Here is a 25,580-nt window from a genome sequence, read left to right as displayed (position 1 = left end):
TCTTCCCCGGGATGGAGGTCGTCGAGTCTCACGCGTTCCGGATCACGCGCAACGCCGATTTCGAGGTCGAGGAAGACCGCGACGAGGATCTCCTCCAGGCACTGGAGCGAGAGCTCGCCCGTAGGCGTTTCGGCTCTCCGGTCCGCCTCGAGATCGCCGACGACATGACCGAGCACATGCTCGAATTGTTGCTTCGCGAACTCGATGTCGATCCAGGCGACGTCATTCAGGTTCCCGGACTGCTCGACCTGTCGTGCCTGTGGCAGGTCTACAGCGTCGACCGCCCCAACCTCAAGGACGCCCCCTTCGTTCCGGCCACCCATCCGGCATTCGGTGAGCGCGAGACCCCCAAGAGTGTCTTCTCCACCCTGCGCGACGGCGACGTCCTGGTCCATCATCCGTACGATTCCTTCTCCACCAGCGTTCAACGCTTCATCGAGCAGGCCGCGGCCGACCCGCAGGTGCTCGCCATCAAGCAGACGCTCTATCGGACCTCCGGAGATTCCCCGATCGTCAACGCGCTCGTCGATGCCGCAGGCGCGGGCAAGCAGGTGGTTGCGCTGGTCGAGATCAAGGCGCGTTTCGACGAACAGGCGAACATCGAGTGGGCACGCAAGCTCGAAAAGGCGGGCGTACACGTGGTGTACGGCCTCGTCGGCCTCAAGACGCACTGCAAGACGTGCCTCGTGGTGCGCCGAGAGGGATCCGTCATTCGCCGGTACTGCCACATCGGTACCGGCAACTACAACCCCAAGACAGCGCGAATCTACGAGGACGTGGGCCTGCTGACGTCGTCGCCCGAAATCGGGGCCGACCTCACCGATCTGTTCAACTCGCTGACCGGATACTCGCGAAAGTCCAAGTACCGCAACCTTCTCGTCGCACCGTACGGAGTTCGGCGCGGCATCGTCGAGCGCATCGAGGCGGAGGTCGAGCACCTCAAGGAAGGCCGCAGCGCCGGAATTCGCCTCAAGGCCAACGCCTTGGTGGACGAGCAGGTCATCGACGCGCTCTACCGAGCATCGATGGCAGGAGTGCCGGTGAAGGTGGTGGTGCGCGGAATCTGTGCTCTCAAGCCAGGAGTTCCCGGTCTGTCGGAGAACATCGAAGTGCGTTCCATCCTCGGCCGATTCCTCGAACACTCGCGTGTTCTGCACTTCCAGGGTGCGGACGAGTTCTGGATCGGCAGCGCAGACATGATGCACCGCAACCTCGATCGCCGAGTCGAGGTGATGGCTCAGGTCAAGGATCCTCGGTTGGCGAACCAGCTGAGCGACATCTTCGATTCTGCCCTCGACCCCACCACTCGATGCTGGGAGCTGGGACCGGACGGCGGCTGGGTCGCGTCACCGGCTCGGGGTGAGAAAGTTCGTGAGCATCAGGTGGACCTGATGCGCAGTCGGAGGAATCAGGGCTCCTGATGGGCACTTCCGACGGCTCCCCCCGCGCCAACATCTTCGCGGCGGGCTCGATCCTGTGGCGACATTCACCGAGCGGCGGCTCGGGCGTCGAGGTCGCCTTGGTACACAGGCCGAAATACGACGACTGGTCGTTCCCCAAGGGAAAGCTCGATCCCGGTGAAACAGCTGTCGACGCAGCAGTCCGAGAGGTCAAGGAGGAGACCGGATTCGACTCGAGACTGGGACGGTCTCTGTCCTACGTCACGTACCCGATTCCGGGGCACCGTCGGGTCAAGAAAGTTCTGTACTGGGCAGCGGAGGTCACCGGGGGCGAGTTCGTCCCCAATGTCGAGGTGGACGAACTGCGCTGGGTAGCGCCCGAGGACGTCGGCCGCGAACTCTCGTATCCCATGGACCACAAGATCCTTCGCCGGTTCGTGGCCAAGCCTGCCGACACCTCCACAGTGCTGTTGGTTCGGCACGGCAGTGCCGGGTCGCGCTCACGGTTCAAGGGCAACGACGTCGACCGTCCACTCGACAGGATCGGGCGCCGACAGGCCGAATCCTTGGTGTCGTTGCTTCGGGCTTTCGGCGGCGATGCAGTGTACGCAGCCGACCGTGCTCGATGTGTGCAGACCGTTGCTCCGTTCGCGGAATCGTTGGGGGTGGACATCACTCCCGAGCATCTCTTGTCCGAGGAAGGGTATGCCGACGACCCGCGCAAGGGCCGCCATCGCGCTCGCGACATCGCCGAACTTTCCGGCACCCCCGTTGTCTGCAGCCAGGGAAAAGTGATCCCGGACTTGATGCGTTGGTGGGCTGAGAAAGACGGAATCACGTTGCCGGCCAACAGAAATCGCAAGGGCAGCGTGTGGGTGCTCTCACGCCGCGACGGCAGGCTCATCTCGGCCGATCACATCGCCAGTCCGTTGCCCACCCTCGCCGCCGACGGCTGAGCGGCACAAACGACAAACAGAAGGCCCCCGACTCGATCTTCGAGTAGGGGGCCTTCTGCCGTTCACAGCCTGTCTCACTCACGCTGCCGCGTCAGCGGCTGCGCCTGACGAGTGAAAACCTGCAGGCTCTACTTCTTCGCTGCGCGCTTCGCGGGTGCCTTCTTGGCGGGAGCCTTCTTGGCCGGGGCCTTCTTGGCGACGGTCTTCTTGGCCGCTGTCTTGGCCGGAGCCTTCTTGGCAGGAGCCGTAGTGGTTGCAGCCTTGCGAGCGGTCGTCTTGGCCGGAGCCTTCTTGGCAGCAGCCGTCGTGGTCTTGCGCGCGGTGGTCTTCGCGGGTGCTGCCTTCTTGGCAGCCGTCTTTGCGGGAGCTGCCTTCTTGGCGGCGGTCTTTGCCGGAGCTGCCTTCTTGGCTGCCGCGGTGGTGGCCTTGCGGGCGGTCGTCTTCACCGCTGCCTTCTTGGCGGCCGGCTTCTTCGCTGCCGCAGTCTTCTTGGCCGGAGCTGCAGCCGAACCGCGCTTGACGGCAGGTCCGGTTGCGGGCAGCTTCTGTCCGCCCGCGATGACGGCCTTGAACTGTGCACCCGGACGGAATGCCGGAACGTTGGTCGGCTTCACGCGAACGGTCTCACCGGTGCGGGGGTTACGGGCGACACGCGCTGCGCGACGACGCTGCTCGAACACGCCGAAGCCCGTGATCGTGACACTCTCGCCGCGGTGGACCGCGCGCACGATGGTGTCGACGATGTTCTCGACAGCCTCTGTGGCGCTCCGCCTATCAGACCCCAACTTCTCGGTCAGGGCGTCAATCAGCTCTGCCTTGTTCATGGATTTCCTCCGCTATATGGTGGTCCATCGTCGGACCGACTACTACAACGGTAAACCCCAAGTCGTCAAGAGTCTATGCGCCACGCCAATTTTCATTCCGGTGTTGCGGAATGGTTCACGGCCCCAAAGCGTGTCGGACCGGTGCCAGGTCAGCTTTCGGAGGGTGTCTCGATCCGCGCCGGGAGGGTCAGGGGTTTGTATGAAGGCCTTGACTTTTCGTACTCAGCAATGGCCTCTACCTGGCGTAACGTCAATCCGATGTCGTCGAGACCCTCCAGCAGACGCCATCGCGTGTAGTCGTCAATCGCGAAGCGCACCACCAACGTTCCAGCCGTTACGGTCTTGTCGACGAGGTCGACAATTACTTCGAGACCGGGCTGTTCTTCTAAGGCTTTCCACAGCAATTCGACGTCCGACTGATCGACTTCGGCGGCCAACAGCCCGGCTTTCCCCGAGTTTCCGCGAAAGATATCGGCGAAGCGAGAGGCGATCACAACCCGAAATCCGAAGTCCGAGAGTGCCCAGACGGCATGTTCGCGTGATGATCCCGTACCGAAATCGGGCCCGGCAACGAGCACCGAACCTCGGTTGTAGGGCTCGAGATTCAAGATGAAGTTCGGGTCCGAGCGCCAGGCCGCGAACAACCCGTCCTCGAATCCGGTGCGCGTGACGCGCTTGAGGTAGACCGCGGGGATTATCTGGTCGGTGTCGACGTTGGACCGCCGTAGCGGAACTCCGATACCGGTGTGTCGAGTGAAAGCTTCCATCGAATGTGCTCCTATGCGTTCGATCGATCCGAGCGAGGACGCGCGTTACGCGAGATCCGCCGGAGAGGACAGGGTTCCGCGGATTGCGGTAGCGGCGGCAACCAGAGGCGACACGAGATGAGTGCGACCGCCCTTGCCCTGCCTACCCTCGAAATTCCGGTTGGACGTCGACGCCGATCGCTCGCCCGACGCCAACTGATCCGGATTCATTCCCAGGCACATCGAGCAACCGGCCTGACGCCACTCCGCTCCTGCGGCCGTGAAGATCTCACCCAGGCCTTCCTCCTCCGCCTGCGCTCGCACCCGCATGGACCCGGGTACCACCAGCATTCGCACTCCGTCGGCAACCCGATGCCCTTCGAGAACGGATGCGACGGCCCGCAGATCCTCGATTCGACCGTTGGTGCACGAGCCCACGAACACGGTGTCGACAGCGATCTCGCGGATGGGTGTACCCGCTTCGAGGCCCATGTACTGCAAAGCCTTCTGGGCTGCCGCCCGCTCGCTCTCGTCGACCATCGCCTCCGGATCGGGCACCGTATCGCCCAGTGGCGCACCCTGACCCGGATTCGTTCCCCAGGTGACGAACGGCGTCAACGTGTCGGCATCGATGTGGACCTCGTTGTCGAACACTGCATCCGGATCGGTCGCCAGTTCGTCCCACGCCGCCACCGCCGCGTCCCAGTCGGCTCCGCGAGGAGCGTGCGGGCGTCCCTTCAGGTACTCGTACGTGATTTCGTCGGGTGCGATCATGCCTGCCCGCGCACCGGCCTCGATCGACATGTTGCAGATGGTCATTCGCGCTTCCATCGACAGCTTGCGAATGGCCTCACCGCGGTACTCGAGGACGTAGCCCTGGCCACCGCCGGTGCCGATCTGTGCGATGACGGCAAGGATCAGGTCCTTGCTCGTCACACCGGGGGCGAGCTGACCGTCGACGTTGATCGCCATCGTCTTGAAAGGACGCAGCGACAGGGTCTGCGTCGCCATGACGTGCTCGACCTCGCTGGTACCGATCCCCATTGCGATCGAGCCGAAGGCACCGTGCGTCGAGGTGTGGCTGTCTCCGCACACCACGGTCATGCCGGGCTGGGTCAGACCCAACTGCGGCCCGATGATGTGCACGATGCCCTGATCGAGATCGCCCATCGGGTAGAGCCGAACACCGAATTCCTCGCAGTTGCGGCGAAGAGTGTCGACCTGTGTGCGCGAGACCAGATCTGCGATGGGCGCGAAGATGTCGGCCGTCGGGACGTTGTGATCCTCGGTCGCGATCGTCAGATCCGGACGTCGGAGTCCGCGGCCGGCCAGCCGAAGGCCGTCGAACGCCTGCGGGCTGGTGACCTCGTGCACCAGATGGAGATCGATGTAGATCAGATCCGGCTCACGCGCTCCGCCTTCTCCGCCGCCTCGGACCACCACGTGCTGGTCCCATACCTTCTCCGCCAAAGTCTTCGGTGTTTCGGACATCGCTGTCGCGGACCTCGCCTTCCCTGTCGTCGTCGCGCCGATGAACGGGCTGGTCCACCTCGCGTGATCGTCTCGACATCATGCCCCCGGCAGGTACTGAAGATCTCGTAGTTGTGCAATCTCAGCATTCGGGAGGCTAATATCGTTCTATGAGACAGCATAGCCCCAATGGCCTCGTCGACAAATCGAGCGGTATCGGTGTTCTCGACAAGGCGATGACGGTGCTGCACGCGGTGGCGGAGACGCCCTGCAATCTCAACGACCTGTGCGCTCGAACGAGCCTGCCCCGGGCAACGGCCCACCGCCTCGCGGTAGGACTGGAGACCCACCGCCTTCTGGTACGGGATGTCGACGGCCTGTGGCGGACCGGTCCGGGATTGGGAGAGCTTGCGGCGAGCGCATCGGACACCCTGCTCGATGCCGCCGCCTCGGTTCTCCCACGCCTGCGCGAAATCACCGGTGAGAGTGTGCAGATCTATCGGCGCGAAGGGACGGTGCGGGTGTGCGTGGCATCCATGGAGCCGCCGACCGGACTTCGAGACACCGTACTCGTCGGCGCACGCCTGCCGATGACGGCTGGATCGGGTGCCAAAGTCCTTCTCGCATGGGCAGATTCGCAGACCCAACGAACAGTTTTGCCGGATGCAGAATTCAGCGAGCGTGTTCTGCTCGAAGTTCGGCGGCGCGGATGGGCACAGAGTGCCGGCGAGCGCGAACCGGGCGTGGCGAGCGTCGCCGCGCCCGTGCGAGACGGCAACGACACTGTGGTGGCGGCGATCTCGGTATCCGGACCGATCGATCGAATCGGACGCAAGCCCGGAGCGCGGTGGGCCGCGGATCTTCTTGCCGCCGCGGACGCTCTGCACAAGCGACTCTGAGGTAAACCGCAGCTCCGTCGGCCCGAGAAAAACGAGCTGATCGAGCTGCGAGAGTGGGGTACCTTCGTCTCGAGCGGCCTACCCGGTCGGTCGACGACTGCGAGGAGTCACCCCATGCCCGAATCCGGCAGTGAAGAACTGAAGAAGAAGTTCCGCGAGGTTCTGGAACAGAAGAACAGCAAGTCCCACAATTCCGTCGAACACAAGGACGGTGGACCGAAGGTCAACAACGTCCACGGTCCGGCCGACCATCAGAAGATGTTCCGCCGCAAGAGCGTCTGAGACGCACACACCGAAACGACAACACCCTCCCGATCCTTGGATCGAGAGGGTGTTGTCAGTTGTAGCCCCGACGGGATTCGAACCCGCGCTACCGCCTTGAGAGGGCGGCGTCCTAGGCCGCTAGACGACGGGGCCAGGAACTTCACCTGCATTGTGTTCGAGCTTGTACGTGCTGAGCCAGCTTAACTGCCTCGGCCTCGGCGACAAAATCGCCTTCACCTGCTCGCTGGGGTACCAGGACTCGAACCTAGAATGGCGGTACCAGAAACCGCTGTGTTGCCAATTACACCATACCCCAATGGACTTGAATCGAATTGCTCATCACGATCGATGTGCACTGCGTTTCGAGCCGGGATAGAGACTATCAAAGGTGACTACCCATTCTCCAAATCGGCTGCTCAGAGCCACCGAAACCGCGCCGTGGACGCGTCGGGGGCGGCCGAGACACCGTCGAGTGGGCACCGGAAGAGCCCCCTCCACACCTCGGCCGACGAGTGGAGCAGACTTGTCCTTCGTGACCGATCGCAGACCCGGCCGACTCCGATGAAGGTCCTGCTCGTCCCTCAGGGCGAGCAGGCCGTGCTGACGCACCTCGCCGACGACGGCTCGACGCTGAGCGATCCCACCGTGGCCGAGGATATCGTCGCGGCCGTAGCCGAGCTCGAGCGCGACGAACGGCCGAGGTGGGTGTGGGAAGACACGAGCCGGATCTATCCTCGACTGCTCGAACGGGGAGTCCGCGTACGCCGCTGTCACGATCTCGCCTTGGTCGGTGCCATCCTGTCGATGCGGGCCGGCTCTGCGACTGTCCCGTCGGCTCCCGCCGACCTGAGGCCGGGTCTGTTCGACGCGAACCCGAACTCCGATCCGGCGGCGGTTCTCGCCGAGTATCGGCGTCAGCTCCGGGACGTCGGTGACGATCGCGCACTGAACCTGCTGGCAGCAGCCGAGTCGGCCGGAGGACTGGCCGCAGCGGAGATGACCTTCGACGGGTTGCCGTTCTCGGCGTCGGCGCATCGCCGTCATCTCGAGACGATGCTCGGTACCCGGCCGCTCGATGGATCCCCTCCCCCGGCCCTCGTAGAGCTCGAGAATCAAATCTCCTCGGCGTTCGGCCGACGCGTCAATCCTGCCTCGCCCGTGGAGTTGGTCGCCGCGTTCGCGCGCGTCGGTATCGAACTGACATCGACTCGCGCGCATACCATCCGCGACATCGACCACCCGGCGGTTCCGCTACTGCTGCGGCACCGTGACCTCTCGAAGCTGCATGCCGCGAACGGGTGGGCGTGGCTCGACGCGTGGGTTCGCGACGATCGTTTCCGGCCTGTCTACGTTCCCGGCGCTGTGGTGTCGGGTCGGTGGGCCAGTCGCGGCGGGGGCGGCCTTCAGATCCCGAAACCCCTGCGCGCCAGTGTGATCGCCGATCCCGGCCACACCTTCGTGGCCGCCGACGCCGGCCAGCTCGAACCACGCATCCTCGCGGCGATGTCCGGCGATCCCCGCATGGTCGCCGCGGCAGGCACCGCGGATCTGTACGCACCGGTGGCCGCAGAATCGTTCGACGGCGATCGCGCCCACGCCAAGGTCGCCGTTCTCGGGGTGCTGTACGGCGCGACCTCGGGTGACGCGCGCGCTCTGCTGACGCGACTACGGGCCAAGTTCCCCGGTGCCGTTGCACTGGTGGAGGAGGCCGCCCGAGCCGGTGAACGTGGCGAGGTCGTTCGTTCCTGGCTGGGACGGGCCTGCCCACCGCCCTCGGTGCAGTGGTGGTCCACCGGTGACGCCCATGCGCGTGGCCGGTTCACCCGAAATTTCGTCGTGCAGGCCACCGCCGCCGAGTGGGCGCTGTGTTTGTTGGCGGATCTGCGCGGACGTTTGGCCGGGAGCGGAGCCCGCAGGAGCGACCGGAATTCCGACGAAGGGAGCGGAGCCCGCAGGAGCGACCAGAATTCCGACAAAGGGAGCGGCAGCGAGTTGGTGTTCTTTCAGCACGACGAAGTGGTGGTGCATTGTGCTATCGCCGAGTCGGGTCGTGTCGCCGAAGCGATTGCAGAATCGGCGTTGTCGGCCACCCGGCTGATGTTCGGTGACACGGCAGTCCGGTTTCCGATGGAAACCAGAGTCGACCGCTCCTACGGTGCCTCCGCTGCCGGTTCCGAGCTGGATTCGGACTGAGCTCGCGGCGGGTCGACGAACGTCACGTCGATGTCCTCGAACGGCTTGCTGCGTTGCGCTTCTGCCTGCCCGGTGTACGTGAGCTTGTCGCCCTGAGTCAGTTCGACGTCATCGGTGAACGGGGCCAGCAGCGCGCGTGGGAAGAGCCGATCGACGCGAACCACGTTGATCTCGATGCACATCACGATCGACACCGACGTCACGTACAGAAACGCCAGCAGTCCCAGAACGACAGCGAACACACCGTTGGTGACGGTCGCGTTGCTGACGACGTACTTCACGTACACACTGCCGAAGGTCTGCAGCAGCTGCCAGATCAGACCGGCAACGACGGCCCCGGGAAGAACCTGTGGGATCGACACCGACCTCGCGGTGGCGAGCCTGAACGCCACGACGAACACACCGACGTAGAAGAACGTGCCGACCACGAACACCACGAGGCCCGATTCCGGACCGAAATATCCTGCGGCACTGAGCACATTGAGTGCTGTGATGGCCAGGACGGCCAGGCCGACCGTGCTCAGCAGACCAAAGCCGCGCACCCGGGCGCGGATGGGATCGGGCCTTAGGTTCTTCGGCACCGTCCACGCCGTGTTCATCGCGTTCTGGAGCGCCACGGCCACCCCGAGTCCGCCGTACAGGGAGCCCAGGACACCCACCACCAGACCCACGGTGCCTCCACCGATGCGGTCGGGCCTGCCCAGTTCGTCCCCGATCACCGGGATCTGACCGAGCGCCGAGTTCAGGATCTGCTGCTGCAGTTCCGGACTACCGGCCAATACGATTCCCAGAACCGTCGAGAACAGCAACAGTGCGGGAAACAGCGAGACGAAGGCGTAGTAGGTGATCAGGGCCGCGAGGTAGCCACCCTGATCGTCGACGAACTTGTACACCACCGCAATGGGATATCCCAGAACCGGCCGCCTGCGCTGGAGTCCATCCAGTCGATCGGAAAAACTCATTGGAGGCTCTCCCCGAGGACCGGGGTGCGCCGGCGACCGTGCGCCCTCACGCCACCTGGGCGCGTGCTGCGGCCAGGCGCGCCAAGGTCTTCTCGCGCCCGAGCAATTCCATGGACTCGTACAGCGGCGGGCTGATGTGCGACCCGGTCACTCCCACCCGGATCGGGGCGAAAGCCTTGCGCGGCTTGAGCTCCAGCTTCTCGATCAACACGTCCTTGAGAGTCGCCTCCAGGTCGGCCGTGGTCCAGGTCTGCAACGCCGTCAGTGCCTCCACAGTGGCGTCGAGAACGGGTGCGGTATCGGCACCGAGGTTCTTGGCCGCGGCTGCGGGGTCGATCTCGAAGTCCGCCTCGTCGACGAACAGGAACTTCAGCAGTCCCCATGCGTCCGACAGGACGACGATGCGGGTCTGCACCAGATCGGCCGCGACAGCGAAGACCTTCTCGTCGACCGGCTCGGTGAGATGGCCCTGGGCGACGAGGTAATCACGCAAACGCGCCGCGAAATCCTCCGCTGCCAGCATCCTGATGTGCTCGGCGTTGATCGCGTCGGCCTTCTTCTGATCGAAGCGCGCCGGATTGGAATTGACGGACGAGATCTCGAACGCCGCCACCATCTCGTCGAGCGTGAACACGTCGTGATCGTCCGAGATACCCCATCCGAGAAGCGCGAGGTAGTTCAGCAATCCCTCCGGCACGAAACCACGATCACGGTGGATGAAGAGGTTGGACTCGGGATCACGCTTGGACAGCTTCTTGTTGCCCTGGCCCATGACGAACGGCAGGTGCCCGAACTCGGGGGTGCGTTCTGCGACACCGATCCGGATCAATGCCTCGTAGAGAGCGAGCTGACGAGGCGTCGATGACAGCAGATCCTCGCCGCGCAGGACGTGGGTGATCTTCATCAAAGCGTCGTCGACCGGATTGACCAACGTGTACAACGGAACTCCGTTGCCGCGGGTCAAGGCGAAGTCCGGCACCGTCCCGGCCTTGAACGTGGTCTCCCCGCGCACGAGGTCGTTCCATGTCAGATCGTGATCGGGCATCCGCAGTCGCACGACGGCCCCGCGCCCCTCGTCGAGGAATCCCTGTCGCTGCTCCGGCGTCAGGTCGCGGTCGAAGTTGTCGTAGCCGAGTTTGGGGTCGCGTCCGGCTGCCTTGTGTCGGGCTTCCACTTCCTCCGGCGTGGAGAAGGACTCGTAGGCCTCCCCGGCGTCGAGCAACTGCTGCACGACGGCGAGGTGCTGGTCGCGACGCAGCGACTGACGGTACGGCTCGTACGGGCCACCCACTTCGGGGCCCTCGTCCCATTCGAGGCCCAGCCAGCGCAACGCGTCGAGCAGGGCGGCATAGGACTCCTCGGAGTCGCGTGCGGCGTCGGTGTCCTCGATGCGAAAGACGAAGGTGCCGCCGTGATGCCTGGCGAACGCCCAGTTGAACAGTGCGGTGCGGACCAGGCCGACGTGCGGGGTACCGGTGGGCGACGGGCAGAACCGAACGCGGACATCTGTTGGTGTGGTCATGCTCGCCCTACTTCTTCGCTGCGACGGGGTTGGTGAGGGTACCGATTCCCTCGACGGTGATCGACACGCTGTCTCCGTCGGCGATGGGTCCGACTCCCTCGGGGGTTCCGGTGAGGATGACGTCTCCGGGTAGCAGCGTCATCACCGCGGACACCCACTCGATGATCTTCGGAATGTCATGCAGCAGAAACGAAGTGCGGCTCCGTTGTTTGACCACGCCGTCGACTTCGGTCTTGATCTCGAGATCGGTCGGGTCGAGCGAGGTCTCGATCCACGGCCCGAGCGGACAGAAGGTGTCGTGTCCCTTGGCGCGCGTCCACTGTCCGTCGTGCTTCTGGTGATCGCGGGCCGAGACGTCGTTGGCGACGGTGTATCCCAGCACCACCTCGTACGCCTTGGCGGCGGGGACGTCCTTGCACGGACGGCCGATGACGATCGCCAGTTCGCCCTCGAAGTGCACTTCGTTCGAGGACGGCGGCAACACGATGGAGGCACCGGGGCCGACGATGGAGGTGTTCGGCTTGATGAAGATCACGGGGTCCTTCGGTGCCTCACCGCCCATCTCGGCCACGTGCGCGGCGTAGTTCTTACCGATGGCGATGACCTTGCTGGCGAGGATGGGCGCGAGCAGTCGCACATCGGCCAGTGGCCACGACCGACCCGTGAACGTGGGTGTGCCGAAAGGATGTTCGGCGATTTCCTTCGCAGTCTGCGAGTCACCCTCACCTTCGATACTCACGAATGCCACACCATCAGGACTTGCAATTCGACCGAGACGCATGTCGGAAGTCTATCGACATGCGTGGTGTGCACTCCGCCACCGTCCGTTCAGCGCGATTCGGGCCGGTGTAGGGTCGGTCTGTAGTTCCATATTGCAAGAACGTACGTCCATATACTGAGACGGAGAACTGATGGACGCCACCGCGCAGATGTCCGACATCGGCGAAATCAGGCGATGGTTCATGCTTTCGCTCGGCATGCTCGCGCAGACCGCAGGCGCGGTGTTCATCAACGGTGCGGCATTTCTCATTCCCGCCCTGCACGACGACCGCGGCCTGAGCCTGCCCGCCGCCGGACTCGTCGTCGCCATGCCCACCGTGGGCATCATGTTCACCCTGATCGCCTGGGGTATGTTGGTCGATCGGATCGGCGAAAGACTGGTTCTCGCAGTCGGGCTCGGCCTGACGGCGCTCGCCGCTGTAGCCGCCGTGTTCACCACCTCCGTTCCCCTGCTGGCAATCCTGCTCCTGCTCGGCGGTATGGCAGCGGCGAGTGCGAACAGCGCCAGCGGGCGTGTGGTGGTCGGCTGGTTCCCACCTCAGCGTCGTGGATTGGCCATGGGAATCAGACAGATGTCGGTCCCTCTGGGCGTCGCCATCGCAGCCCTGACCATCCCACCCATCGCCCGGGACCACGGCGTCGGAGCGGCACTGCTCGTACCCGCGGCCGTGTGCGCAACAGCCGCAGTGATGTGTCTGGCGGTCGTCGACCCCCCGCGTCCCAATCGCATCGATGCCGCGGAGCAGGGTCTGCTCGACAATCCGTACCGGGGCAGCAGGCAGCTGTGGCGCATTCACGCCACCTCGATCCTGTTGGTGGTGCCGCAGTACGTGGTCTGGACGTATGCGCTCGTATGGCTGATGACCGACCGAGGATGGACAGCAGCGGCGGCGGGCGTCCTCGTCACGGTGACGCAGATTCTCGGCGCACTGGGCCGGATGAGCGTCGGCGCGTTGTCCGATCGGGTAGGCAGCCGCATGCGGCCCCTCCGGTGGGTCGCGGTGACCGCCGCCGTCAGCATGCTCGGACTCGGAGTGGCCGACTGGTTCGACTCCCCCGTCGCGATCGTCATGCTCGTCGTCGCGTCGGTCGCCACGGTTGCCCCCAACGGTCTTGCCTTCACCGCTGTTGCCGAGATATCAGGACCGTATTGGAGCGGACGCGCCCTCGGCGTGCAGAACACGAGTCAATACGTGTTCGCGTCGGCCGTGCCGCCGGTGTTCGGGGCCCTCGCGGCGGTCAGCTTTCCCGTCGCATTCCTGGTGTCGGCGGTCTTCCCCGCACTCTCCGTGCCGATCGTCCCCGACGATCCACGTCCCGAGAGTCCCGACGAGAAGGCCGCCAGTCCCGAAAAGAATTCCGACCGCGTCGGCTGATTCAGCACGGTGGGGATGTCCGGAAACACGAAATGCCACGGTGGCCGGTCGGCCTACCGTGGCATTCGTGTCGATTCGGTTAGAGGCGAGCGGCGATTCGTGCGCCGATCTCTTTCGTCGACGCAGTCGTGGTTCCCCGCTCGGCGAGGTCCGCTGCGACAGCGGCTTCCACACGCGCCGCTCCTGCCGCGTCGCCGAGATGATCGAGTAGCAGCGACACCGACAGGATGGCAGCGGTCGGATCGGCCTTCTGCTGCCCTGCGATGTCGGGAGCGCTGCCGTGCACGGGCTCGAACATGCTCGGATTGGTACCGGTCGCATCGATGTTTCCGCTTGCGGCCAAACCGATTCCACCGGTCACCGCCGCCGAGAGGTCGGTCACGATGTCGCCGAACAGATTGTCGGTGACGATGACGTCGAACCGGCCCGGGTCGGTCACGAGATGAATCATCGCGGCATCGATGTGCTGGTACGCGACCTCGACGTCCGGGAACTCCGCCGCGACCTCGTCCACTGTGCGAGCCCAGAGGCTGCCAGCGAAGGTGAGCACATTGGTCTTGTGCAGCAGCGTCAGATGCTTGCGCCGCGTCAGCGCCCGCTCGAAACCGTTGCGCACCACCCGTTCGACGCCGTAGCGGGTGTTGACACTGACCTCGGTGGCCACCTCGTGCGGCGTGCCGACGCGAAGCGCTCCACCGTTTCCGGTGTACGGACCTTCGGTGCCCTCACGCACGACCACGACGTCGATCTGCTTGTCACCGGCCAACGGCCCGACCACTCCGGGGTACAGCTTGGCCGGGCGCAGATTGATGTGGTGATCGAGCTCGAACCGAGCTCGCAACAACAGTCCACGCTCGAGCACGCCGCTGGGCACCGACGGATCTCCGATGGCTCCCAACAGAATTGCGTCGTGCTCACGCAGTTCCGTCAACACCGAGTCCGGCAGCAGTTCTCCGGTGGCGTTGTAGCGACGAGCACCGAGGTCGTACTCGGTCTTCTCGACTCCGGGTGCGACCACGTCGAGCACGGCGAGCGCCTCGGTGACGACCTCGGGTCCGATTCCGTCCCCGGCGATGACGGCCAGCTTCATCTCACTCCTCGTGATTGTTCGACTTCGTTCGATCGACTGCGAGCGATGCTCAGGACAGGTCGACCAGCTCGATGGTGGACGCGCCGACCGCCGATGCGATGCTCGCGCTCAGCTCGTCCGGAACGTCCTTGTCGACGCGCAGCAGAATCGTTGCACCGTCGCCCTCGGAGTCCTGGCTCAGGGCGGCGGCCTGGATGTCGATGCCGGCATCGCCGAGCAGGGTGCCGATCCGGCCGAGGCTGCCGGGCTGATCCGCGTAGTTGACGATCAGGTTCTTACCCTCGGCACGGAGGTCGAAGTTGCGACCGTTGATGTTGACGATCTTCTCGACCTGCGTGGTGCCGGTCAGCGTGCCCGCGACGTTGAGCACCGAACCGTCGCCGTAGACGGCGCGAATGTCGACGACGCTGCGGTGGTTCTCGCTCTCGGAGGCTGTGGTGACCTCGGCGGTGACGCCACGCTCCTCGGCGAGCGAGGGGGCGTTGACGAACGTGACCGCGTCCTCGATGACGGCGGAGAAGAGTCCGCGCAGCGCCGAGAGCTTGAGGATCTCGACGTCCTCGGTGGCGAGTTCGCCGCGAACGTCGACCGACAGCGAGGTGGGAAGTTCGGTGGACAGAGCGCCGAGCAGCACACCCTGCTTGCGCACGATCTCGAGCCACGGGGAGACCTCCTCGCCCACGGCACCACCCTTGACGTTGACGGCGTCGGGCACGAATTCGCCTGCGAGAGCGAGCAGTACGGACTTGGCGACATCGGTGCCCGCGCGGTCCTGGGCCTCGGTGGCCGACGCGCCGAGGTGCGGGGTGACGACGACCTGAGGCAGCTCGAACAGCGGGCTGTCGGTGCACGGCTCGGAGGCGTACACGTCGATTCCCGCGGCGAAGACGTGGCCGGAGGTGATGGCGTCGGCCAGGGCCTGCTCGTCGACCAGTCCACCGCGAGCGGCGTTGACGACGATGACACCGGGCTTGGTCTTGGCGAGGGCTTCCTTGCCGATGATTCCCTTGGTCTCCGGGGTCTTCGGCAGGTGAACCGAGAACATGTCGGCACGCTCGAGCAGCTCGTCCAGGCTCACCAGTTCGATGCCGAGCTGGGCGGCGCGGGCGGCCGAGACGTAGGGGTCGTAGGCGATGATGTGGGTCTCGAATGCGGCCAGGCGCTGCGCGAACAGCTGACCGATGCGGCCGAGTCCGACGACGCCGACGGTCTTGCCGAAGATCTCGACACCGTTGAACTTGCTGCGCTTCCACTCGTGCTGACGCAGGGTGGCGTCGGCGGCGGGAATCTGGCGCGCGGCCGACAGCAACAGCGTCACCGCATGCTCGGCAGCGGTGTGGATGTTGGAGGTCGGGGCGTTGACGACGAGGACACCGCGCTCGGTGGCTGCAGGTACGTCGACGTTGTCCAGGCCGACACCGGCGCGGGCGACGATCTTGAGCTTGGTTCCGGCGGCCAGAACCTCTGCGTCGACCGTGGTCGCGGAACGCACCAGGATCGCGTCGGCCTCGGGAACCGCGGCGAGCAGCGCGGGGCGATCCGGGCCGTCGACCCAACGGACCTCGACGCCGTCGCCCAATGCCTCGACGGTGGACGGCGCAAGTTTGTCGGCGATCAGAACGACAGGACGGCCTGGCTGGCTCACGTGAAAAACTCCCTATGTCGGTTCGAGACTGTTGTCGATGAAAATTCGGAGCTGGTGCAGCAGAAACAGTTTAGAGGCCGGAGACGTCGAGCTGCGACGCCACCTGGTGCACGCACCGAAGGGCACCCCTACCGATGCAGGGGTGCCCTTCGATCAGCATGCGTGCGAACGTGATTCGATGAGAATCAAGCCGTTTCGGTGATCGGGCGATCGACCCAGCTCATCAGGTCGCGCAGCTTCTTGCCGGTGACCTCGATGGGGTGCTCGGCGTTGGCCTTGCGCAGGCCTTCGAGCTCGGTGTTGCCGTTCTCGACGTTGGCGACCAGGCGACGGGTGAACTCACCCGACTGGATGTCGGCCAGGATGGCCTTCATGCGCTCCTTGGTGCCTGCGTCGATCACGCGCGGGCCCGAGAGGTAGCCACCGAACTCCGCGGTGTCGGACACCGAGTAGTTCATCCGAGCGATGCCGCCCTCGTACATGAGGTCGACGATGAGCTTGAGCTCGTGCAGCACCTCGAAGTACGCCATCTCGGGCGCGTAGCCGGCCTCGACCATGACCTCGAAGCCCGTCTTGACGAGCTCCTCGGTGCCACCGCACAGCACGGCCTGCTCGCCGAAGAGGTCGGTCTCGGTCTCTTCCTTGAACGTGGTCTTGATGACGCCTGCGCGCGTTCCACCGATGCCCTTGGCCCAGGACAGGGCCAGTGCCTGACCTTCGCCCTTGGGGTCCTGGTCGATGGCGATGAGCGCGGGAACACCCTTGCCGTCGACGAACTGGCGACGCACGAGGTGGCCGGGGCCCTTGGGTGCGACCATGCCGACGGTGACGAACTCCGGAGCCTTGATCAGGTCGAAGTGGATGTTGAGACCGTGGCCGAAGAACAGCGCGTCGCCGTCCTTCAGGTTGGGCTCGATCTCCTCGGAGAAGATCTTGGCCTGCGCGGTATCGGGTGCGAGCACCATGATCACGTCGGCCCATTCGGACACCTCGGCGGGAGTGCCGACCTTCAGGCCCTGCTCCTCCGCCTTGGCGCGGGACTTCGAGCCCGCTGCCAGGCCGATGCGCACATCGACACCGGAGTCGCGCAGGCTCAGCGAGTGCGCGTGGCCCTGGCTTCCGTAACCGATCACAGCGACCTTGCGGCCCTGAATGATCGACAGATCAGCATCGTCGTCGTAGAACATCTCGACTGCCACTGTTTGTAACCTTTCCTCTTCGATTTCGCTGAAAATCACGTCCGTCGCTCAGCGCGACGCTGTGATCGATTTCGGTCCACGTCCGACGGCAACGACTCCCGACTGAACTATTTCTCGAATTCCATAGGGGTCCAACATCTTCAACAACGCATCGAGCTTCGAGCGGGTGCCCGTCGCCTCGACCGTCACGGCCTCGGGAGACACGTCGATCACCTTGGCGCGGAACAGGTTCACCGTTTCGATGACCTCACTGCGCACACTGGCGTCGGCGCGGACCTTGATCAGCACCAACTCGCGAGCCACCGAGGAGTCGTCGTCCTGCTCGACGATCTTGATGACGTTGATGAGCTTGTTGAGCTGCTTGGTCACCTGTTCGAGCGGGAATTCGTCGACGGTCACCACGATCGTCATCCGCGAGATCTCGGGAATCTCGGTGCCGCCGACGGCAAGCGAGGAGATGTTGAATCCACGGCGCGAGAACAGCGCGGCGACGCGGGCCAGCACACCTGGCTTGTCCTCGACGAGGACGCTGAGGGTATGGCTCGTGCTCACTTGTCGGTGCCTTTCACGTCGTCGATCTGCGGGTGCGGGGCCTGCTCGCGCTCCATGGCCTCGTCGAGGCCGGGCTCGCTGCCCACGGTCTCGTCCTCGTCGAACAGCGGACGGATTCCGCGGGCGGCCATGATCTCGTCGTTGCCCGTTCCGGCAGCGACCATCGGCCACACCTGTGCGTCGGCTCCGACGATGAAGTCGATGACGACCGGACGATCGTTGATCGCTCGCGCCTGAGCGATCACTGCATCGACGTCCTCTTCCCGCTCGCACCGCAGCCCGACGCAACCGAGCGCCTCGGCGAGCTTCACGAAATCGGGAATGCGGACGGCACCGTGGGTACCGAGGTTGGTGTTGGAGTAGCGCTCCTCGTAGAACAGGGTCTGCCACTGACGGACCATGCCGAGGTTGCCGTTGTTGATGAGCGCGACCTTGATCGGGATGCCCTCGACCGCACAGGTCGCGAGTTCCTGGTTGGTCATCTGGAAACAACCGTCACCGTCGATGGCCCACACCTCGGCGTCGGGGAGGCCCCTCTTGGCACCCATTGCGGCCGGGACCGCGTACCCCATCGTGCCGAGGCCACCCGAGTTGAGCCACGTGCGCGGCTTCTCGTAGTTGATGAACTGCGCGGCCCACATCTGGTGCTGACCGACGCCGGCGCAGTAGATCGCGTCGGGTCCGGCGAACTTGCCGACCGAGCTGATGACGAACTCCGGGGACATCGATCCGTCGGCCGGGCGGTCGTAGCTCAGCGGGTAGGTCTTGCGGATGCCGTTCAGGTAGACCCACCACTGCTCGAGGTCGAGCGTGGTTCCGGTCGCGCGGTCCGCCCGCAGCGCCTCGATGAGCTCGGTGATGACCTCACGGCAGTCGCCGACGATCGGCACGTCCGCGTAGCGGTTCTTGCCGATCTCGGCAGGGTCGATGTCGGCGTGGATGACCTTGGCATCGGGGGCGAAGGACGAGAGCTGACCGGTGACGCGGTCGTCGAACCGGGCACCGAGCGTGATCAGCAGATCGCTCCGCTGCAACGCGGCCACCGCGGCGACGGTCCCGTGCATACCCGGCATTCCCAGGTTCTGATTGTGCGAGTCGGGGAACGCGCCGCGAGCCATCAGAGTGGTCACGACCGGAATTCCGGTCAGTTCGGCGAGCTCGAGCAGTTCCGCCGAGGCGTCGGCCTTGATGACGCCGCCGCCCACGTACAGCACCGGCTGCTTGGCGTCGGCGATGTAGCGGGCTGCTTCGCGGACCTGCTTGCCGTGCGGCTTGGTGACCGGACGGTATCCGGGCAGACGCATCTCCGGCGGCCACGAGAACGTGGTCTGTGCCTGCAGCACGTCCTTGGGGATGTCGACGAGCACGGCACCGGGACGGCCGGAGGAGGCGATGTAGAAGGCCTCGGCCATGATGCGCGGGATGTCGGCACCGTCGGTGATGAGGAAGTTGTGCTTGGTGACCGGCATCGTGATACCCGAGATGTCGGCTTCCTGGAAGCCGTCCGTCCCGATCAGACTGCGGGCGACCTGACCGGTGATCGCGACGACCGGAACCGAATCCATCTGAGCGTCGGCGAGTGGGGTCACGAGGTTGGTCGCGCCGGGACCGGACGTCGCCATGCAGACGCCGACCTTGCCGGTCGCCTGGGCGTAGCCCGTCGCGGCGTGACCGGCACCCTGCTCGTGGCGCACCAGAATGTGGCGCACCTTCACGGAGTCGAAGAGCGGGTCGTAGACCGGGAGAACCGCGCCACCGGGAATGCCGAATACGGTGTCGACGTCGAGTTCTTCGAGGGCCCGAACGACCGACTGTGCGCCGGTGACCTTCTCCGGTGCGACGTGGCGTCGCGAACCGTTGGTCGCCGCTTCTGCGGACGGGCTGGTCGACGGGCTGGAGGCTGTCCCCGACTTACGGGTCGTGGGCCCTGGGCGTGCGGTTGGTGCGCTCACTGATTGCTTCCTCAGGAATGTGAAATTGCTGGGCGATCTCTGGGCAAGAAAAAACCCCCGTCAGCGTGAGCTGTACGAGGGTGGCGCGTCGATGCGAGTTTGAACAACCGGCTCAGGCGTTGACGCGCCGGCCGATTACGAGTATCCAATTCCGCTTCACGCGCTCGACGGTAGGCGCGCGCACAGGGAAGAGTCAAACTCGTCACGACGCAATCCCATTATGTGAGATCGCGTAGATGCAATGCGAAGATGAATGGGTGTCGTCTTCGCAGCAGTCCGAACCACCTCGGCCATCATCCCACACCGCACCCGAGTCACCGAACGGTGCCGAGGGAGCGCAACCATCGAGAACCCAGGTCATCCGAGTCCCGCGCCTCGCGCTCCTCGGCGTCGGCCTGCTGCTGTTCGGCACCGGACTGACTGCCGCCAGCTGGCCCGCGGCCATGGGATGGCTGCTGATCCTGCCGATCGTCGCGGGCATCTGGGTGTTTCGAGTGCGCACGGTCATCTCTCCCGAGGCGATCACGGCTCGACGGTTCGTGGGTTCGGATGTGATCGCGTGGGAATCGGTGGCGGGTCTGCACTTCCCGGATCGCCGCTGGGCGCGGGTGGTCCTGACCGACAAGAGCGAGAAGTCGTTACCGCTGGTGCGATTCGATCTACTCCCCCAACTCGCCGCGGCCAGCGGCGGCCGGATCACCGACCCCTATGCCGCTGCAGCAGCCGCGGCCGCGGCCGAGGCCGAGGCCGAGGCCGAAGCTCGAGACCTCGAGGACGGCGAGAACGGCGACGAACAGGCAGCGAAGGAGCAGTAGTCGGCGGCGAGTAACCTCGTCGCTGCGAGAAACCGCCGCAACGAACGAGGACAACGCACTATGCCGCCGCTACGCTCACGGGTCACCACTGTCGGACGCAATGCCGCGGGCGCACGCTCGCTGTGGCGCGCCACCGGAATGACCGATTCGGATTTCGGAAAGCCCATCGTCGCCATCGCGAACTCGTACACCCAGTTCGTCCCCGGCCACGTGCACCTGAAGAACGTCGGCGAGATCGTCGCCGACGCCGTCCGAGCGGCAGGCGGAGTTCCCCGGGAGTTCCACACCATCGCCGTCGACGACGGGATCGCCATGGGCCACGGCGGCATGCTGTACTCGCTGCCCAGCCGCGAGATCATCGCCGACTCCGTCGAGTACATGGCGAATGCGCACACAGCCGACGCACTCGTCTGTATATCCAACTGCGACAAGATCACTCCCGGCATGCTCAATGCCGCGATGCGCCTGAACATCCCGGCCGTGTTCGTCTCCGGTGGACCGATGGAGGCGGGCAAGGCCGTGGTCGTCGACGGCGTCGCGCAGGCACCGACCGACCTGATCACCGCGATCTCCGCCAGTGCCAACGACGCCGTGTCCGAGGCAGGCCTCGACGAGGTCGAGCGCAGCGCGTGCCCCACGTGCGGCTCGTGCTCGGGCATGTTCACGGCGAACTCGATGAACTGCCTCACCGAGGCGCTCGGCCTGGCACTGCCCGGCAACGGCTCCACCCTGGCCACTCATCAGGCCCGTCGAGCACTGTTCACGCGTGCCGGCACCACCATCGTCGAGGCCGCTCTGAAGTACTACCGCGACGAGGACGAATCCGTACTCCCGCGCAACATCGCCACTCCGGCCGCGTTCCGCAACGCGATGGCTCTCGACGTGGCGATGGGAGGGTCGACCAACACGGTGCTGCACACCCTCGCCGCCGCACAGGAGGGCGAGGTCGACTTCGACCTGGACACCATCGACGCCATCAGCCGCAAGGTTCCGTGCCTGTCGAAGGTCTCCCCCAACTCCGACTACCACATGGAAGATGTGCACCGCGCAGGCGGAATCCCGGCTCTCCTCGGTGAACTGCGGCGCGCGAACCTCCTCGAAACCGACGTCTCGACCGTGCACACGAAGAGCTTCGAGGAATGGCTCGACACGTGGGACATTCGATCCGGCAAGGCGTCCGCCGAGGCCGTCGAGTTGTTCCACGCCGCCCCGGGTGGTGTGCGCACCGTCGAACCGTTCTCCACGGGCAACCGCTGGTCCTCGCTCGACACCGACGCCGCGGGCGGCTGCATCCGCGATCTCGAGCATGCCTACACGGTCGAGGGTGGCTTGGTCGTTCTCCGCGGCAACATCGCCGTCGACGGTGCGATCCTCAAGACCGCAGGCATCGACGAGGAGCTGTTCTCCTTCCAGGGTCCGGCACTGGTCGTCGAGTCGCAGGAAGAAGCCGTCTCGGCCATCCTGCAAAAGAAGATTCAGCCCGGTGACGTGCTGGTCGTTCGCTACGAGGGCCCCAAGGGCGGTCCGGGCATGCAGGAGATGCTGCACCCGACGGCCTTCCTCAAGGGTGCCGGACTGGGCAAGGTCTGCGCACTGATCACCGATGGCCGCTTCTCCGGCGGAACGTCGGGACTGTCCATCGGACACATTTCCCCCGAGGCCGCTGCCGGCGGTGTGATCGGGCTCATGGAGAACGGCGAACAGGTCCGGATCGACGTCGCGACTCGCACCCTCGAGATCCTCGTCGACGAGGAGACCCTCGAGACGCGGCGAGCGAAGATGAACGCGTCCGAACGACCGTGGCAGCCGGTCGACCGTCAGCGCACGGTCACCACCGCTCTGCGCGCCTACGCGGCGTTGGCGACATCGGCGGACAAGGGTGCAGTTCGCTACGTCCCCTGAGGGTGAAACGCACGTGAGCGGAACGTCGTAGCAGGCTACGAGGTTCCGCTCACGTGGTCTGGACGGTATCCGGAGTCAGCGGACGACGGGGTTGGCCCCGTTGAGGAAGATCCAGATGCACACGCCCGCGGCGATACCGACGACGAGTGCGAGGAACGAACCGATCCGCGGCCGGGTGGCCCATCCGCGTCGGCCGTCGAATGCGATCTTGCCCGGGCCCGTGAGGATGATCGCGGCAGCGGCGAAGCCGAGAACCGTCTCGTACTCCACGCCGCCGGTGCCCGAGAACTGCAGTCCGGGCTCGACGGCTTGCTTGAAGCACCAGGCGTTGATGATCGTGGCGAGCACAGCGGCACCTGCCAGTGGTGTTGCCAGACCCAGGATCAGCAGCGCGCCGCCGAGGGTTTCGCCTGCCGCGGCCGCGATCGCGAGGATCTCCGAGTAGCGGAATCCGGAAGTCTCCAGCAGGTTCTGAAATCCGTCGAGGCCGGGGCCGTTCCACAGTCCCACGAGCTTCTGCAGTCCGTGACCGAGAAACACCGCGCCGATGGTGACGCGAAGGATGAACAGGCCCAGGTCGGTGCTGCCGCGGCGCGCGGGAACCTCGACGGTCTCCGTACGAATCTCCGGCTCGGACGCGACTGCTGCTGCCGGAGCCGCGGCAGCGGTGGTGCCCAGATACTCGGTGGAGCGATCGGAGTACGCACTCGACGACGTCTTGTCGGAGGCCGACGGGCCGTCGGTCGGCGAATCGGCAAAGGCCGACGGGCGATATGCCTGCATCTTGTCCGTCGGCTGTGCATCGGCCGAGCGTGCATCGGACGAGGACGAGTGCGGAAAGTCGAGTTCGTCGTCGGTTCGTGGCAGTCGGTCCGAACGCTGAGCGCCGAACGCCGTGGTCGGCGCACCCGAGGTGTCGGTGCGGTCGGACGCAGGCGTCTCGGAGGTGGAACGCGAGGGTGGAATCTTCTCCGTGGGGTTGTCGTACGGGCTCTCGGCCGGTTCGTACGACGTATCCGGCCGGTTGGGGTCGCGCGGTGTATCGGTCACCTCTCCACACTAGAGCCGATGAGTGCTCGTCACCGACGTTGACGCTCACGGCCGCGTGGCGAGTCTCCCCCGACGTTCCGTACCGTTCGAAGTATGAAGCCGGTCGGAGCGTCGCCACGAACTGCAACCGCTGCCGTCGTCGCCCTGTCGATGACCGCTGCCCTGCTCGCCGGGTGCGCCCGATTCGACGACTCGAATGCGTCGCCGTTCACTCCTGCGCCGGAGGTGGGCGCGGCCGAACTGGAGCCGACGACCCCCAGCGAGACGACGCCGCCGTCCGATCCCGATGCACCGCCACCGCCCTCCGGTCCGTGCGTCGACCCCGATCCGGCGGTCATCGCGACATGCCTGGACACCACGGGCGGGCTGGTAGCGCTCCCCGACGGACAGTCGGCGCTGGTTGCCGAGCGTCGCACCGGCCGCATCATGGAGGTCACCGCCGGCCGGACGCCGGTCGAGGTGGCGCGAATCGATGTCGACGGCACCGGCGACGGCGGCCTTCTCGACATCGCGTTGTCTCCGACGTACATCGAGGACGGGTTGCTCTACGCCCTCATCACCACATCCGCGGACACCAGGGTGGTCCGCCTGGCTCAGGGCGATGTACCCAAGGACATCCTGACCGGTATCCCCCGCGGCTCGACGGGCAATCGCGGGGCGATCGACTTCTACACGCCGAACGAACTGCTGGTCCTCACCGGCGACAACGGCGATCCTGCTGCGGCTGCCAGCCCGAACTCGCTGTCCGGCAAGTTGTTACGGGTGACCTCACTGTCGCCGACAACGAACCCGCCGCGACCGCAGATCGCGCTCAGCGGTATCGGTACGGCGGGCGACGTCTGCACCGACGGCACCGGAAACATCTACGTCACCGACCGCACCGCACTCGAGGATCGGCTGCAGCGCATCGACTCACTGGGCGCAGTGTTCAACCCGGTGTGGACGTGGCCGGACCGTCCGGGTGTTGCCGGATGCGCAGCGGGAGAAGGTGGCGTGGCGGTTGCACTCACAACGGCCAAAGCTGTTGCAGCACTGACCACGGACGCGAACACCGGAGCTGTCTCGGCCGAACCGACACTGCTGATCCAGGACGAGTACGGCCAGTTGAACGGCGCGACGAGCTCGGCCGATGGACAGATTCTGGTGGGCACCGTCAACAAGAACGGTGCAGAGCCCGGACCCACCGACGACCGCGTCGTCAAGGTGCCGTTCCCCGGGGGCGGCGGAGGCGGTTTCGACTGAACGAGAAACGACCGAGGCCGAGCGCTCGATCGCGCTCGGCCCCGGTCGTTCTCCGTCGTGATCAGGGCTGGCCGCAGGCCTCGAGTACGAGTTCCTTGACGCGAGCGGCATCGGCTTGGCCGCGTGTCGCCTTCATCACCGCACCCACGATGGCCCCGGCGGCCTGAACCTTGCCGCTGCGGATCTTCTCCACCACACCGGGATTCGCTGCGAGCGCCTCGTCCACGGCGGCCTGCAACTTGGTGTCGTCCTTCTCCAGTACGAGATTGCGCGCAGCCATGACCTCTGCAGGCTCACCCTCGCCCGCCAGCACCCCGTCCACGACCTGACGGGCACCGTTGTTGTTGAGCTTGCCGTCCGCGACCAACGCCGCCACCTCGGCGACCTGAGCCGGGGAGATGGACAGATCGGTCAGTTCGACTCCGGCGATGTTGGCCTGCTGCGCCAGGTACGACACCCACCACGACCGCGCCGCCTGCGCCGACGCACCCGCGTCAACCGTCGCCGCGACCAGCTCGAGCGCACCGGAATTCACCAGATCGCGCATCTCCTCGTCGGAGACACCCCACTCCTTCTGAATCCGACCGCGGCGCAACCACGGCAGCTCGGGCAACGTCGTCCGAAGCTCCTCGATCCAGGCCGCGTCGGGAGCGACGGGCGCGAGATCGGGCTCGGGGAAGTAGCGGTAGTCCTCGGCGGTCTCCTTCTTGCGGCCGGCGGTGGTGGTGCCGTCAGACTCCT

Annotated in this window: 21 protein-coding genes, 2 tRNA genes and 1 pseudogene; 9 read left to right on the top strand and 15 right to left on the bottom strand. The window is 65.4% G+C overall.

Translation table 11 applies throughout. The features are described from left to right. A partial coding sequence (ppk1, locus tag A2J02_RS09375; protein WP_068049534.1) for a polyphosphate kinase 1 occupies positions 1-1,421 on the top strand: 1,421 nt, incomplete at its 5' end. Then, positions 1,421-2,356, top strand: coding sequence for an NUDIX hydrolase (locus A2J02_RS09370; RefSeq protein ID WP_068049529.1), 936 nt, complete (start codon positions 1,421-1,423; stop codon positions 2,354-2,356). The genes ppk1 and A2J02_RS09370, both read left to right, overlap by 1 nt. A 128-nt stretch (positions 2,357-2,484) precedes the next feature. Here the strand turns inward: A2J02_RS09370 and A2J02_RS09365 are convergent, their stop codons facing one another. From A2J02_RS09365 to leuC, 3 genes are all read right to left on the bottom strand, one after another. Continuing rightward, positions 2,485-3,180 carry an HU family DNA-binding protein gene (locus tag A2J02_RS09365; RefSeq protein ID WP_068049527.1) on the bottom strand — a complete coding sequence of 232 codons (696 nt, stop codon included), beginning with the start codon at positions 3,178-3,180 and terminating at the stop codon, positions 2,485-2,487. A gap of 149 nt (positions 3,181-3,329) precedes the next feature. Then, complete coding sequence (leuD, locus tag A2J02_RS09360) at positions 3,330-3,947, bottom strand: 3-isopropylmalate dehydratase small subunit (RefSeq protein WP_068049526.1); 618 nt, start codon at positions 3,945-3,947, stop codon at positions 3,330-3,332. Between the two features lie 45 nt (positions 3,948-3,992). After that, positions 3,993-5,417 carry a 3-isopropylmalate dehydratase large subunit gene (gene leuC / locus A2J02_RS09355; RefSeq protein WP_068049525.1) on the bottom strand — a complete coding sequence of 475 codons (1,425 nt, stop codon included), beginning with the start codon at positions 5,415-5,417 and terminating at the stop codon, positions 3,993-3,995. Between the two features lie 149 nt (positions 5,418-5,566). Between leuC and A2J02_RS09350 the strand changes: the two genes are divergently transcribed. Next, positions 5,567-6,295 (top strand): IclR family transcriptional regulator, encoded by a 729-nt coding sequence (locus A2J02_RS09350; RefSeq protein WP_068049524.1) that lies wholly within the window; start codon positions 5,567-5,569, stop codon positions 6,293-6,295. Between the two features lie 114 nt (positions 6,296-6,409). Next, positions 6,410-6,577 (top strand): DUF5302 domain-containing protein, encoded by a 168-nt coding sequence (locus tag A2J02_RS28160; RefSeq protein ID WP_176460484.1) that lies wholly within the window; start codon positions 6,410-6,412, stop codon positions 6,575-6,577. Positions 6,578-6,639: 62 nt separating this feature from the next. Here A2J02_RS28160 and A2J02_RS09345 read toward each other — a convergent pair. Then, a tRNA-Glu gene (locus A2J02_RS09345) sits at positions 6,640-6,712 on the bottom strand. A gap of 91 nt (positions 6,713-6,803) precedes the next feature. Beyond that, positions 6,804-6,875: transfer RNA gene (locus A2J02_RS09340), tRNA-Gln, on the bottom strand. Between the two features lie 245 nt (positions 6,876-7,120). On the opposite strand from A2J02_RS09340, the gene A2J02_RS09335 reads away from it, so the two are divergent. After that, positions 7,121-8,752, top strand: coding sequence for a bifunctional 3'-5' exonuclease/DNA polymerase (locus tag A2J02_RS09335; protein ID WP_068049523.1), 1,632 nt, complete (start codon positions 7,121-7,123; stop codon positions 8,750-8,752). On the opposite strand, the gene A2J02_RS09330 is transcribed toward A2J02_RS09335, so the two are convergent. From A2J02_RS09330 to A2J02_RS09320, 3 genes are read right to left on the bottom strand one after another with little or no spacing between them, the layout of a single operon-like run. Further along, positions 8,710-9,714 (bottom strand): YihY/virulence factor BrkB family protein, encoded by a 1,005-nt coding sequence (locus A2J02_RS09330; RefSeq protein ID WP_068049521.1) that lies wholly within the window; start codon positions 9,712-9,714, stop codon positions 8,710-8,712. The genes A2J02_RS09335 and A2J02_RS09330 overlap by 43 nt on opposite strands. 46 nt (positions 9,715-9,760) lie before the next feature. After that, the gene (gene gltX, locus A2J02_RS09325; protein WP_068049519.1) at positions 9,761-11,236 is read right to left on the bottom strand and encodes a glutamate--tRNA ligase; all 1,476 of its coding nucleotides are present in this window, start codon (positions 11,234-11,236) and stop codon (positions 9,761-9,763) included. A 7-nt stretch (positions 11,237-11,243) separates the two neighbouring features. After that, the gene (locus A2J02_RS09320) at positions 11,244-12,017 is read right to left on the bottom strand and encodes a fumarylacetoacetate hydrolase family protein (RefSeq protein ID WP_068049515.1); all 774 of its coding nucleotides are present in this window, start codon (positions 12,015-12,017) and stop codon (positions 11,244-11,246) included. Positions 12,018-12,147: 130 nt separating this feature from the next. Between A2J02_RS09320 and A2J02_RS09315 the strand changes: the two genes are divergently transcribed. Continuing rightward, the gene (locus A2J02_RS09315) at positions 12,148-13,392 is read left to right on the top strand and encodes an MFS transporter (RefSeq protein ID WP_197477984.1); all 1,245 of its coding nucleotides are present in this window, start codon (positions 12,148-12,150) and stop codon (positions 13,390-13,392) included. Between the two features lie 79 nt (positions 13,393-13,471). Here A2J02_RS09315 and A2J02_RS09310 read toward each other — a convergent pair whose 3' ends face one another. From A2J02_RS09310 to A2J02_RS09290, 5 genes are all read right to left on the bottom strand, one after another. After that, entirely contained in the window at positions 13,472-14,482 is a 1,011-nt protein-coding gene (locus tag A2J02_RS09310) for a 3-isopropylmalate dehydrogenase (RefSeq protein ID WP_068049513.1), read from the bottom strand. A gap of 49 nt (positions 14,483-14,531) precedes the next feature. Continuing rightward, complete coding sequence (serA, locus tag A2J02_RS09305; RefSeq protein ID WP_068049512.1) at positions 14,532-16,127, bottom strand: phosphoglycerate dehydrogenase; 1,596 nt, start codon at positions 16,125-16,127, stop codon at positions 14,532-14,534. Positions 16,128-16,312: 185 nt separating this feature from the next. After that, positions 16,313-17,314, bottom strand: coding sequence for a ketol-acid reductoisomerase (ilvC, locus tag A2J02_RS09300; protein WP_170944858.1), 1,002 nt, complete (start codon positions 17,312-17,314; stop codon positions 16,313-16,315). Between the two features lie 60 nt (positions 17,315-17,374). Next, entirely contained in the window at positions 17,375-17,878 is a 504-nt protein-coding gene (gene ilvN / locus A2J02_RS09295; RefSeq protein ID WP_032397758.1) for an acetolactate synthase small subunit, read from the bottom strand. Beyond that, positions 17,875-19,830 carry an acetolactate synthase large subunit gene (locus A2J02_RS09290; RefSeq protein ID WP_068049511.1) on the bottom strand — a complete coding sequence of 652 codons (1,956 nt, stop codon included), beginning with the start codon at positions 19,828-19,830 and terminating at the stop codon, positions 17,875-17,877. The genes ilvN and A2J02_RS09290 overlap by 4 nt, the downstream gene beginning before the upstream one ends. Before the next feature lie 257 nt (positions 19,831-20,087). Between A2J02_RS09290 and A2J02_RS09285 the strand changes: the two genes are divergently transcribed. Together A2J02_RS09285 and ilvD are read left to right on the top strand one after the other, a co-directional pair. Continuing rightward, positions 20,088-20,645 (top strand): PH domain-containing protein, encoded by a 558-nt coding sequence (locus A2J02_RS09285; protein ID WP_197477983.1) that lies wholly within the window; start codon positions 20,088-20,090, stop codon positions 20,643-20,645. 60 nt (positions 20,646-20,705) lie between these two features. Then, the gene (ilvD, locus tag A2J02_RS09280; protein WP_068049510.1) at positions 20,706-22,547 is read left to right on the top strand and encodes a dihydroxy-acid dehydratase; all 1,842 of its coding nucleotides are present in this window, start codon (positions 20,706-20,708) and stop codon (positions 22,545-22,547) included. Positions 22,548-22,622: 75 nt separating this feature from the next. Here ilvD and A2J02_RS09275 read toward each other — a convergent pair whose 3' ends face one another. Next, a complete protein-coding gene (locus A2J02_RS09275; RefSeq protein ID WP_068049509.1) occupies positions 22,623-23,597 on the bottom strand; it encodes a DoxX family protein in 975 nt (324 codons plus the stop codon). Between the two features lie 93 nt (positions 23,598-23,690). On the opposite strand from A2J02_RS09275, the gene A2J02_RS09270 reads away from it, so the two are divergent. Further along, the gene (locus tag A2J02_RS09270; RefSeq protein WP_068049507.1) at positions 23,691-24,839 is read left to right on the top strand and encodes a PQQ-dependent sugar dehydrogenase; all 1,149 of its coding nucleotides are present in this window, start codon (positions 23,691-23,693) and stop codon (positions 24,837-24,839) included. A 61-nt stretch (positions 24,840-24,900) separates the two neighbouring features. Here A2J02_RS09270 and A2J02_RS09265 read toward each other — a convergent pair. After that, a pseudogene (locus A2J02_RS09265) lies at positions 24,901-25,580 on the bottom strand (Asp-tRNA(Asn)/Glu-tRNA(Gln) amidotransferase subunit GatB); the annotation flags it as partial.

Source organism: Rhodococcus sp. EPR-147 (assembly GCF_001647185.1).
Classification (GTDB): domain Bacteria; phylum Actinomycetota; class Actinomycetes; order Mycobacteriales; family Mycobacteriaceae; genus Rhodococcoides.
This window is presented reverse-complemented; position numbering and strand designations above follow the sequence as displayed.